Below are 10,854 nucleotides of genomic sequence, written 5' to 3' on the forward strand. Positions count from 1 at the left end.
TTTCCCAAATACTCAAACCTGCAGAACGCTGGACACAAGCAGCTGCGTATAGGCGTGTTGAGGATCATCCAGCACCTGATCGGTCAGCCCGGCCTCAACCACATGACCATCCTTCATCACCATCAGCCGATCGGCCAGCAGGCGCACTACGGCAAGGTCATGGGTCACGATGATCGCGCTCAGCCCCATTTCACGCACCAAGCCGCGCAAGAGGTCCAGCAACCGCGCCTGAACCGAGACATCCAGCCCCCCGGTCGGTTCGTCCATGAACACCAGTCGCGGGCCAGTCACCAGATTGCGGGCGATCTGCAAACGTTGCTGCATTCCGCCCGAAAACGCGGTGGGCCGGTCATCAACGCGCTCGGCCTCGATCTCGACCCGGCCCAGCCAGTCAATGGCCTTGTCTCGGATGTCACCATAGTGGCGCTCGCCCACGGCCATCAGCCGTTCACCAATATTGCCTCCGGCACTAACTGACATCCGCAGCCCGTCACGTGCATGCTGATTCACAAAGGCCCAATCGGTACGGCTCAGCATCCGGCGTTCGGGCTCCGACATGGTCACCGTATCCACCGGCCCATTCGCGCGCGTGTCAAAGATCACCTGCCCTGCATCAGGAACCAGATGACCGGCCAGACAATTCAGCAGGGTCGACTTGCCCGAGCCACTTTCACCCACGATCCCCATCACCTCTCCGGGATAGAGATCAAAAGTCACATCCGTGCATCCGATCCGCGCACCATAGAGCTTTTCGATGCCCTTGGCCTGCAACAGGGCGGTCATGCCGCGTTCTCCTCGGCCAGTCGGCCCATATGGCCCGCTTCGCGGCGCGACCGGCAATAATCGGTGTCCGAACAGACAAACATTCGGTTGCCCGCATCATCCATGATGACTTCATCCAGATAGCTATCCTCGGCCCCGCACAGGTCACAGGAATGATCGGCCTTGGTGGCCTCGAACGGGTAATCCTCGAAGTCCAGGCTCACGACCCTGGTATGTGGCGGCACCGCGTAGATGCGCTGCTCGCGCCCGGCACCGAACAGCTGGATTGCATCCATTTCAAGCTTCGGGTTGTCGAATTTCGGGATCGGGGACGGGTCCATCACATAGCGGCCAGACACTTTCACCGGATAGGCGTAAGCGGTCGAGATCGCCCCGTGCTGGCTGATATCCTCATATAGCTTCACATGCATCAGCCCATATTCTTCTAGACTGTGCATCTTGCGTGTCTCGGTCTCGCGCGGTTCGAGAAAGCGCAGAGGTTCCGGGATCGGCACTTGATAAACGATGATCTGATCTTCGCGCAACTTTGCCTCGGGGATGCGGTGGCGGGTCTGGATCACCGTCGCCTTCTCGGTTTCCTCGGTCGTCTCCACACCTGCGGTCTTTTCAAAGAACTTGCGGATCGACACCGCGTTGGTCGTGTCATCCGCACCCTGATCGATGACCTTGAGCGTATCCTCAGGCGTCAGCGCCGCGGCCGAGACCTGCACCCCTCCGGTGCCCCAGCCGTAAGGCATCGGCATTTCACGGCTGGCAAAGGGCACCTGATACCCCGGAATAGCGAGGCCCTTCAGGATGGCCCTGCGGATCATCCGTTTGGTTTGTTCGTCTAGATAGGCGAAGTTGTAGTCAGACATGGGTCAACTCCGGCTCATGCGCAGAAGGATCGCACCCGCAAGGGTCAGCGCGGTTGAGGCGACCTTTTTCAGGTCGAGCCTTTCGTTTAGGAAGGTCACGCCGATGATCAGTGCAAAGATGATCGAACACTCGCGCAAGGCAGTGACCAACGCGATGGGCGCTTGGGTGAAAGCCCAGACAACCAGAACATAGGCGGTGAATGAGGCCGCGCCGCCAAGGACCGCCAGCCGCCAAAGGCTGGCTGCCCGCCGCAACAACCCCGGTCGCGCAACCCGCGCCACCAGGGCAAAGCCCAGCGCATTCGCCGCCGTCAGCGTGCCGAAGAAGCCCAGTGCTGTTCCCGCAATGCGCGCGCCTTGCCCGTCGACGATGGAATAGGCGGCGATGAACAACCCAGTGATCAGCGCCAGCCCTGCAGCAGCCATGTTGAAATTGCCATCCGCGCGCCGCACCAGCGCGATCGAGGCGATCCCGACCGAGATCATTGCCATCGCCAATAGCTCGGCCTGGCTGAACGTAACCCCAAAGAACAGCGCCGTACCAAGCGCAACCAAGAGCGGCGAGGCACCGCGTGCGATCGGGTAGACCTGGGTCAGGTCGCCGATCTTGTAGGCCTGAATCAGAAACAGCTGATAGCCCAGATGCAGCCCGATGCCTGCCAGCAGGTAGGGCCAGCACGTCCAATCGAGCGGCTGGGCAAACGGCAGAAGAAGGAGGCCGGACAACCCCTGCCCCATCACCACAGCCGTCATCGCGGCGCTTTTGTCCGACCCACCCTTGACCAACGCGTTCCACGTGGCGTGCAGCAGCGCTGCCAGCATTACCACCAGAAAGACGAGCCCGCTCATTCGGCAGCCTCCTTTAACGTGATCCGCGCGTCAGCCTCGCGGCGCAGTTTGCGGACCAATTCAAGCTCGGACTGGAAATCCACGTAATGCGGCAGCTTGATGTGTTCGAGAAAACCGGTCGCCTGAATGTTGTCCGCGTGGCTCAGAACAAATTCTTCATCCTGCGCAGGCGCGCCCAGATAGTCTTCGCCCAGTTCCTTCCACCGCAGCGCGCGATCAACCAAGGCCATCGCGATGGCCTTTCGCTCAGACTGACCAAAGACCAGACCATAACCACGCGTGAACTGAGGCGGCTCGGTTTTTGAACCCTTGAACTGGTTCACCGTCTCACACTCGGTCAGTTCGACCTCGCCGATTTCGATGGCAAACCCCAACTCGGGGATGTCCATTTCAACCGCAACCTTACCGATCCGCAATTCACCCACAAACGCGTGGTTGCGCGCGTAACCGCGCTGGGTGGAATAGGCCATGCCCAACACGAAACCCTCATCCCCGCGAGTGAGCGATTGCAGGCGCAACGGGCGACTGGCAGGAAATTCCATCGGTTCGCGCGTCAGGTCGCCGGGGGTGTCATCACTTGCTTCTTCGTCCTGAATGAGGCCCTCGTCCTTCAGGAATTCGGTGATATGCGGCGTCGGTTCCTGCCGTGCAGAACCTTCCGGAGCATTCGGGACATCACCATCCGCAGCCAGTTTGAAATCCAGCAAACGATGCGTATAGTCGAACGTCGGTCCCAGAACCTGCCCACCCGGCGCATCCTTGAACGTGGCCGAGATCCGGCGGTCGCAGGCCATCTCTCCCGTTTCGACGGGATTGGAATGGCCAAAACGCGGCAGCGTGGTGCGATAGGCGCGGATCAGAAAGATCGCCTCGATCAGATCGCCCCGCGCCTGCTTGATCGCCAGCGCAGCCAGATCGGGGTCATAAAGCGAGCCTTCCGCCATGACCCGATTCACTGCAAGGCTCAGCTGTTCGCGGATCTGCGCAAGGCTCAGCTCCGCCACATCGGTCGCGCCCCGGCGTTCTTCGGCCAGCCAGGCATGGGCGTTCTCGATGGCTTTTTCGCCCCCTTTGACAGCAACATACATCGCTTAGGCCTCCGACGTGATCTGCGTGCTGCGTGGCAGGGCCGCAACCCTGTCGCCGCAGGTAAAGAAGAAATCGCACCCCAGAGGATAGAGCATCGCATTCCCCTGAAGCGCCGGAATATCCGGCAGAGACAGGCGCGCGGTCTTTTTGATGCCGGGGCCGCTCAGAACGGTACCGCTCTGCTCCAGCCGGTCGCATTCCACTATCAGGGTCGCAGAACGATCCGGGTATTCCGGCGTTCCGATGCGATAGGTGTTAAGCGGCCCCAATGCGTTCCATGTGCCAACGGCAAAATCAGCCTTTGCTGCGGATACGTGCGGGGCGCCCGTGTGGAAAGTCAGCCAATTGCGGACTGCTTCGGTATCGGTGCCTCCGGCCAGATGAACCCTGGTCTCGGGGTCGCACAGCGTCAGCAGCAGTGTACCAGCCGCCACGGACAGAGGTGCAGGAGGTTCACCGCCCGACAGGACGCGTATGTCGCCCGGGCGTGCCATGACGGTCATCGCAGCGCGGAACGCATGTGCGGCATCGACAGGTGCGTTTTGAAAGCCCCCGGAAAACTGTGTTTGCGCGGCCATCAATCTTCCCCCCGAACCAGCGTGAAAAACTCAACCTTGGTGGCCGCTGCCTTGGCCGCGCGTGTGCTTTTGACCGCCTGCATTTGCTGCTGAAGCGGGTCGAGCAGCCGCGCCTGCACCTCATCTGCTGCCCCGGTCTGCATCATCGCATCAATCAATGCTGCGGCTTCGGCCTTGGGTTTCGATCTACCCTGAACATAACCGTGACCAACCGTTCCATCCTGCAACACCACAGAACAGCGCGTGACCGTCATTTCGCCCAGATTGAACGGTGCTCCGGTGCCGCCGGTGCGACCACGCACCATCACGCTCCCGACCTCGGGGCGGCGCAGCCAGTCAAAGCTCGGGCGGGTCTCAATCCCGTCCCACAAGGTCATCAGGGTGTCGGCAGGTGCACGGGCCAGCAAACCCATCCAATCCCTGCGCGCCCCGGTCGCGATTTCTGTCTGATCTGTCATCAAAGCCTCTTGGCCGGGTTGTCTATTTAAACTATACAACTAGACAAATATTAACCTGCGTGTGCGCTACACGCAATCTCCAACTGTGTGAAGATTTGGTGACATGAGCAAAACGCCGATCTGGAAAAGCATTGCCCTGCGCCTGACCTCGGACATTGCCGAAGGGCGGTATCAAACCAGTGACCGCCTGCCGACCGAAGCGCAGCTGGCCGCTAAATACGGTGTCAACCGCCACACAGTGCGGCGCGCGTTGGCTGACATGTCGGAACAAGGTCTGGTTCATGCCCGGCGCGGTGCGGGCGTTTTTGTGGCGGCGCGGCCAACCGACTATCCGATTGGCAAAAGGGTTCGATATCACAAGAACGTCTCGGCCAGCGGCAAGATACCGGGAAAGAAAATCCTGGCCCTGACCACACGCGCGGCAGATGAAGCCGAGGCCGAAGCACTGGGTCTGAGCAAAGGGGACCCGGTGCATGTCTATGACGGGTTATCACTGGCGGATGGGCAGCCCATAGCCGTTTTTCAAAGCGTCTTCCCGGCAGAACGCTTTCCAAACCTGTTACAGGCGCTGACCGAGACCCAGTCTGTAACAAAAGCCCTGCAACGCAGCGGTATCACGGACTACACCCGCATCTCGACCCGATTGACCGCGCGCGGTGCGACAGCAACGCAAGCCCTTCACCTGCAACTGTCCGAAGGTGCCCCCGTGTTGTTTTCGGTCGGCATCAACGCGGACCCGGACGGCAGACCCGTCGAATATGGCCGAACCGTATTTGCTGGTGAGCGTGTCACGCTGACGCTGAACGAAGAGTAATCCACATCCTTTCCCGCCCGACTTCGACCTTCTGCCGGGGGTCGCATCCCGTTGGGCATGGTGCGAAAATCGATTCAGCTGCCTTTCGGGTCAGCATTATTCTGAATATGGGATGAACGGTAATGGAATAAGCTCTGTGACGCTTCTTCAAACGATTGCGCCGCACTGAACCGAGCTGTTTTCTTGTCACTCCAAACCCGGTTCAGGGCAACAGGAGCGGTTTGGGGTCGGGCGTGCGCGGCCAGCGCTTTTTACCCGCCTTACCCTCGATCAGACGACGGCGCGGCCAGCCCGAAAACCAATCCATCAGCATCACCATCAGAATGATCAGGATGATGTAATAGGCGACCTCTTCCCAGTCTTTCTGCGTGATGATTGCCTGCGTCAGCAGTAACCCAATGCCGCCGCCCGTGATTGCACCGATCACCGTCGCACTGCGGGTGTTGGATTCGAGGAAATACAAAAGCTGGCTCAGCAAAACGGGCGTAACCTGAGGGATAACGCCAAACCGATACCGTTGCGGGGCGTTCGCACCCGTGGACTGCACACCTTCGATCTGCTTCTGATCCACGTTTTCCAACGCTTCCGAGAATATCTTGCCGAATGTCCCGGTGTCCGTCACCAGAATGGCAAGCGCACCGGTCAACGGGCCGGGACCAAAGGCGCGGGCCAGAACCACAGTCCAGATCAACGCGTCTACGCCGCGCACAAAATCGAATACACGCCGTGTCGCAAAGCGGATGGATGTCATCCGGTTGAAATTGCGCGTCGCAAGGAAGGCCAATGGAAGGGCCACAATCGCCGCGCCAAACGTGCCCAGAAATGCCATCAGCATCGTCTCGAAGATGGCCCAGGCCACATCCTGATGGCGCCACATCTTGTTGGTCCAGAAATCATTAAAGATCGCGCCCGCCTCGCCCGACGCCGCGCGTCTGGCCAGTTCCGGGAAGGACTTGCCGAAATAAGGGCTGTCCAGCGTGAACCAGAACAATTCCCACCCTGTGAAATAGCGGAACACCTCGGACCGGTTGCGGGTGACAGTCAAACGACCTGCGTCCGTTGTCACAGACAGCCGGTTCTTGGAGACGTTGATCCACTCCGGAACCTCGCCCTCCGGCAACTCCGCCTGTACACCGGCCGAACGCGTAGGTGTTGCGCGAATGGTGCCATAGCCGGGAATGTCATATTCCACCGTCTGCGAACCGAAACGCACGACATGGCCCTTTTCAAGGTCGATCACAGTTGTCTCGCCCAGCGCCACCCACTCCGGGGCCTGCCCTTCAGGATATGCCCCCTTGCGCTCACCCTCGATGGCGGCTGAAACTTCACCGGTGCGATTATCCCGCGCGATATGCGTTTTGTAGCTATAGCTGTCAGCCACCAGCGTCTTGCCATTTGCCCAGTTTGCGCGCCCCACAAGGCCCGACACGTCAAAAACAAAAAAGACATAGATCAGATAGACGAAAACCAGAGCAGGCAACCCGAAGTTCATCAGCCTCTTGCGGTTGAACAAGCGATCTGCTTCGGCTTTGAGGTCATCGACAGTCAGATTGGTTGCGAAGGTGCTCATGCCAAAGCTCCTTTTTCCGAGCCATGGGTCAGACGGTCGCGCAGGTAGCCAGACAGCTGGTCGACGACCACGATTGTCACGAACAGAAGGATGAAGATGGCCGCGGCTTCGTCATAACGCCCCTGCCCCCAGGACATGGCATTGCGAAGCTCGTAACCCAGACCGCCTGCCCCAACAAATCCAAGAATGGCCGAGGCACGGATGTTGATCTCGAACCGCAGCAGCGCGTAGCTGACATAGTTCGGCCCGACCTGCGGAATCACCCCCAGATACATCCGCTGTGACCAGTTGGCACCCACGGAATGCAGCCCATCCACCGGTTTCAGCGAGGCGTTCTCGTTCACCTCGGAAAACAGTTTGCCTAATGCGCCAGCAGTGTGAATCGCGATGGCGATCATCGCGGGAACCGGGCCACCGCCCAGAATGAAGATCAGAACCAACGCAATTACGATCTCGGGAATGGCGCGGCAGATGTCTGATATTCGGCGAAACAGCGGGATCAATGACGGCCACAGCGCCATGCCGCGTGTCGACATCAGGGCGAAAAACGTTCCGACAATTGTGCCGACAAGCGTCGCCGCCGCCGCGATGTTGATTGTCTCGACCAGGGCTGGGAAGAACGAGACCAGATTGGCTGGCATTTCGGCAATCTTTTCCCCCGCCTCGGACAGAACCTCTGTGGGGTAATCAAGGATACGGTGCCAGCCATCGACAAAGCTGCCGGCATTCCGGTTGTCGGCTGTGCGAAACCCTGCCGCCATCAACGACAGGAACAGGATCAGGAGGATACCACCATAGACCCGCTTGCGCCGTGTCATCGCTGTATAGTCGTTGCGGATCTGATCGACGGATAAGGACCCTGCGGTAAGGTCTGTCATGGAATGCTCCTGAAGGGAAAACGGGGTCCGGTACATCACCAGACCCCGATCATTGGATATGCAGTTTTAGTTGGACTTCAGCTTGCGCGCTTCGATGATGACCTCGTAGGCCTCATGCGTGATTGGATCAAAGCTCTTGGCCTCACCCGCGGCCACGCCGTAGAAACATTCGCGGTCTTTTTCATCCAGCGTGTTCCACAATTCGGTAACCTGAGCTTTGACATCCTCGGGCAGAGCCTTGCGCAGTACAACCGGACCTTCCGGGATCGGTGCCGATTTCCAGATCTCGACCAGATCGTTCATGTCGACCAGACCAGCATCCACAGCGCGGCGCAGTGCGCCCGACTGATAGCCGTCTTCCCACTCGCCGAGACCATCGGCCCAGGTCACACCGCCATCTACGTCACCGTTGTTCACCGCAACGATGGTCTGCTCGTGACCGCCGGTGAATTTCACCTCAGCAAAATAGTCACCCGACTCCATGGTTGCTCCGGTGGCCTGGGGAATCTCAATCGACGGGATCAGATAACCCGAGGTCGAATTCGGGTCGCCAAAGCCGAAAACCTTGCCCTTCATGTCCTCAAGTGAGGTGATGCCGCTGTCCTTGTGTGCAAACCCAACCGAGTAATAGCCGTAGCCACCATCGGTGTTCACCTTGACCAGTACCGGCTCAACCGCTTCGGGGTCGCTCAGATAGGTTTTGGCATAGCCCGACGCACCCAGCCAGGCGACATCAATCGTGCCGCCCAGCAGCCCCTGAATCACTCCGTTATAGTCGGCAGGGGCAAACAGTTTGGTCGGAACGCCCAACAGTTCTTCGGTGTATTCGCGCAGACACTCGTTTTTGCTCATCCGGTCCTGAGCGTTCTCGCCACCCAGAATACCGATGCGGAATTCGCTGATTTCTTCGGCCATGACCGGTGCAGCCAGTGTTGTGGATGCGACCAAGGCAGCAATCAGTTTTTTCATCTGTCTCTCTCCAGTTTGATAACCCCGGCCTCTCACCGGGCCGGGCGATGAAAGGGGTTGGGATGGCTCAGATGGTTGCTTCTGCTTCCATCAGCGCCTTTCGCGTGGCGTCGAGCGTTTCGATTTCCGTTGATGTCGCTTCTTCCGAGAAGCTGGCATCGGCGCCATAGATCTCGCGGGCGACGCCTGTGGTCAGTTGCTCGGGCAGCCCATCGAAGACGATGCGCCCGTCGCGCATCCCAACCACGCGGTCGCAATAGCGACGTGCTGTGTCCAGCGTGTGCAGGTTGGCGATGACGGTACGGCCATCTTCTTCGTGGATGCGGCGCAGCGCCTGCATCACCACCTGTGCATTCATCGGGTCCAGCGAGGCAATTGGTTCATCCGCCAGAATAATCCTCGGGTCCTGCATCAGCGCCCGCGCAATCGCCACGCGCTGTTGCTGGCCGCCCGACAAGGCCTCGGCCCGTTTCGGAGCATGTTCCGCAATTCCCAACCGGTCCAGAATGTCGATGGCACGGTGAATTTCATCAATCGGGAACAGGTTGAACATAGCGGCCAGCGTCGAATGACGGTTGAGCGTGCCATGCAGCACGTTCGAAACCACATCCATGCGCGGCACCAGGTTGAACTGTTGGAAGATCATCGCGCAATCAGCCTGCCAGGCGCGTTTCTCACGGCCTTTCAGTTGGGTGATGTCCCGACCCTCAAACAGGATTTCGCCTTCGCTGGCATCCGTCAGGCGGTTAATCATCTGCAGCAGGGTGGACTTACCCGCGCCCGACCGTCCGATGATCCCGATCATGCATGGCCTGTCCACATCCAGCGTCGCAGCATTCACGGCAACATTGTCACCAAAGCGTTTGGTCAGTTTCTTGATACGCAGCACGTGCCACCCCCAATTCGTGTTGGCGGACTGCTACAGATGCCGTTCAAAGGATATGTGTCAGCGTAGTGAAAGTTTTGTAACGCCCCGGCGCGCGGGGGGGTATCCATCGCCCCGCCTCACGGGTATACGCATCCGCGACTCTTCAGCTGATACGAGGCCAATATGAGCTTTGACCGCACCATCAAGATCGCGCCGTCCATTCTGTCCGCCGACTTTGCCAATTTCGGGCAAGAAATTCAGGCCATCGAAGCGCAGGGCGCGGATTGGGTCCATGTTGACGTAATGGATGGCCATTTCGTCCCGAACCTGACCTTTGGCCCGCCAGCCGTCAAAGCGTTCCGCCCGCATGTAAAGACGGTCATGGACGTGCACCTGATGATCACGCCGGTCGATCCATACATCCAGGCCTACGCTGATGCAGGCGCCGACATTCTGACCGCGCATGTCGAGGCGGGGGCCCACACCCACCGCACACTGCAGGCGATCCGCGCCGCAGGCATGAAGGCAGGTGTCGCCTTGAACCCGGGCACCCCGGCTGAGGCGGTCGAACATCTGCTGGACCTCACCGATCTGGTCTGCGTCATGACCGTAAACCCCGGCTTTGGCGGCCAGAAGTTCATCGACATGACTGGCAAGATCCGCAAATTGCGCCAGATGATTGGTGACCGCCCCGTGCATATCGAGATCGACGGCGGTGTTGATCCCCAGACAGCGCCCCTTGTTGCCGCAGCGGGGGCTGATGTGCTGGTGGCCGGGTCTGCCGTGTTCAAAGGCGGATCAGTTGATCGGCCCGAGGTTTACGGTGAGAATATTCGGGCCGTACGGGCCGCAGCTGAAGGCGGGTTGGGCTGATCTGCCAACTCGCGACTGCATAGTTGGCTTTATCCGCAAAACTGAATTTCGTTGAACTCATCGGGCGGGATACGCCCCGCCTTGACGTTCTTGTTGCGGCCTTCATTAGGGTCATAGACGCGCCGGGCTGAAGCCCGGCCTACGAGTCGGTCGAAGGCCTTCGATACAAAGCCTTACAAAAAAGGCCGCCCCCTTGTGGAACGGCCTTCTTTAGTTCAATGGAGTGGGCTCTCATTGCTCTTTCAGAGCAACTGCCGCCCACCGGCCA

Annotated in this window: 12 protein-coding genes; 2 read left to right on the forward strand and 10 right to left on the reverse strand. The window is 59.3% G+C overall.

All coding sequences use genetic code 11. The annotated features are described in order from the left end of the window. Positions 1–12: 12 nt before the first annotated feature. From phnK to phnG, 6 genes are read right to left on the reverse strand one after another with little or no spacing between them, the layout of a single operon-like run. Entirely contained in the window at positions 13–783 is a 771-nt protein-coding gene (gene phnK / locus ACR0JI_RS15220) for a phosphonate C-P lyase system protein PhnK (protein ID WP_480473834.1), read from the reverse strand. Next, positions 780–1,640 (reverse strand): alpha-D-ribose 1-methylphosphonate 5-phosphate C-P-lyase PhnJ, encoded by an 861-nt coding sequence (locus ACR0JI_RS15225; RefSeq protein ID WP_480473835.1) that lies wholly within the window; start codon positions 1,638–1,640, stop codon positions 780–782. Before ACR0JI_RS15225 ends, phnK begins: the two co-directional genes overlap by 4 nt. A 3-nt stretch (positions 1,641–1,643) precedes the next feature. Further along, positions 1,644–2,489, reverse strand: coding sequence for an EamA family transporter (locus ACR0JI_RS15230; protein ID WP_480473836.1), 846 nt, complete (start codon positions 2,487–2,489; stop codon positions 1,644–1,646). Beyond that, on the reverse strand, positions 2,486–3,577 hold the full coding sequence (locus tag ACR0JI_RS15235) for a carbon-phosphorus lyase complex subunit (RefSeq protein WP_480473837.1): 1,092 nt from the start codon (positions 3,575–3,577) through the stop codon (positions 2,486–2,488). The genes ACR0JI_RS15230 and ACR0JI_RS15235 overlap by 4 nt, the downstream gene beginning before the upstream one ends. Positions 3,578–3,580: 3 nt before the next feature. Next, entirely contained in the window at positions 3,581–4,156 is a 576-nt protein-coding gene (gene phnH / locus ACR0JI_RS15240) for a phosphonate C-P lyase system protein PhnH (protein WP_480473838.1), read from the reverse strand. Further along, a complete protein-coding gene (gene phnG / locus ACR0JI_RS15245; RefSeq protein WP_480473839.1) occupies positions 4,156–4,614 on the reverse strand; it encodes a phosphonate C-P lyase system protein PhnG in 459 nt (152 codons plus the stop codon). The genes phnH and phnG overlap by 1 nt, the downstream gene beginning before the upstream one ends. A 103-nt stretch (positions 4,615–4,717) precedes the next feature. Here phnG and phnF point away from each other — a divergent pair, with 103 nt between their 5' ends. Continuing rightward, positions 4,718–5,428 carry a phosphonate metabolism transcriptional regulator PhnF gene (phnF, locus tag ACR0JI_RS15250; RefSeq protein WP_480473841.1) on the forward strand — a complete coding sequence of 237 codons (711 nt, stop codon included), beginning with the start codon at positions 4,718–4,720 and terminating at the stop codon, positions 5,426–5,428. 202 nt (positions 5,429–5,630) lie between these two features. Here phnF and phnE (ACR0JI_RS15255) read toward each other — a convergent pair whose 3' ends face one another. The 4 genes from phnE (ACR0JI_RS15255) to phnC form a co-directional block, all read right to left on the reverse strand. Beyond that, entirely contained in the window at positions 5,631–6,998 is a 1,368-nt protein-coding gene (phnE, locus tag ACR0JI_RS15255) for a phosphonate ABC transporter, permease protein PhnE (RefSeq protein ID WP_480494897.1), read from the reverse strand. Further along, positions 6,995–7,876, reverse strand: a complete 882-nt coding sequence (gene phnE, locus ACR0JI_RS15260) for a phosphonate ABC transporter, permease protein PhnE (RefSeq protein WP_480494899.1) — start codon at positions 7,874–7,876, stop codon at positions 6,995–6,997. Before phnE (ACR0JI_RS15260) ends, phnE (ACR0JI_RS15255) begins: the two co-directional genes overlap by 4 nt. A 66-nt stretch (positions 7,877–7,942) precedes the next feature. Continuing rightward, positions 7,943–8,845 carry a phosphonate ABC transporter substrate-binding protein gene (gene phnD / locus ACR0JI_RS15265; RefSeq protein WP_480494901.1) on the reverse strand — a complete coding sequence of 301 codons (903 nt, stop codon included), beginning with the start codon at positions 8,843–8,845 and terminating at the stop codon, positions 7,943–7,945. Between the two features lie 67 nt (positions 8,846–8,912). After that, complete coding sequence (phnC, locus tag ACR0JI_RS15270) at positions 8,913–9,734, reverse strand: phosphonate ABC transporter ATP-binding protein (RefSeq protein ID WP_480494903.1); 822 nt, start codon at positions 9,732–9,734, stop codon at positions 8,913–8,915. Positions 9,735–9,896: 162 nt separating this feature from the next. Here phnC and rpe point away from each other — a divergent pair, with 162 nt between their 5' ends. Continuing rightward, on the forward strand, positions 9,897–10,586 hold the full coding sequence (gene rpe, locus ACR0JI_RS15275) for a ribulose-phosphate 3-epimerase (protein WP_209598264.1): 690 nt from the start codon (positions 9,897–9,899) through the stop codon (positions 10,584–10,586). Positions 10,587–10,854 lie beyond the last annotated feature (268 nt).

This window comes from Ruegeria sp. N10 (assembly GCF_056531545.1).

Excerpts from the sequence above, each read along its gene's own strand:
- phnK (WP_480473834.1), bottom strand. The coding sequence starts at position 783 with ATGACCGCCCTGTTGCAGGCCAAGGGCATCGAAAAGCTCTATGGTGCG.
- ACR0JI_RS15230 (WP_480473836.1), bottom strand. The coding sequence starts at position 2,489 with ATGAGCGGGCTCGTCTTTCTGGTGGTAATGCTGGCAGCGCTGCTGCAC.
- phnE (WP_480494899.1), bottom strand. The coding sequence starts at position 7,876 with ATGACAGACCTTACCGCAGGGTCCTTATCCGTCGATCAGATCCGCAAC.
- phnE (WP_480494897.1), bottom strand. The coding sequence starts at position 6,998 with ATGAGCACCTTCGCAACCAATCTGACTGTCGATGACCTCAAAGCCGAA.
- ACR0JI_RS15235 (WP_480473837.1), bottom strand. The coding sequence starts at position 3,577 with ATGTATGTTGCTGTCAAAGGGGGCGAAAAAGCCATCGAGAACGCCCAT.
- phnD (WP_480494901.1), bottom strand. The coding sequence starts at position 8,845 with ATGAAAAAACTGATTGCTGCCTTGGTCGCATCCACAACACTGGCTGCA.
- rpe (WP_209598264.1), top strand. The coding sequence starts at position 9,897 with ATGAGCTTTGACCGCACCATCAAGATCGCGCCGTCCATTCTGTCCGCC.
- phnF (WP_480473841.1), top strand. The coding sequence starts at position 4,718 with ATGAGCAAAACGCCGATCTGGAAAAGCATTGCCCTGCGCCTGACCTCG.
- ACR0JI_RS15225 (WP_480473835.1), bottom strand. The coding sequence starts at position 1,640 with ATGTCTGACTACAACTTCGCCTATCTAGACGAACAAACCAAACGGATG.
- phnH (WP_480473838.1), bottom strand. The coding sequence starts at position 4,156 with ATGGCCGCGCAAACACAGTTTTCCGGGGGCTTTCAAAACGCACCTGTC.
- phnG (WP_480473839.1), bottom strand. The coding sequence starts at position 4,614 with ATGACAGATCAGACAGAAATCGCGACCGGGGCGCGCAGGGATTGGATG.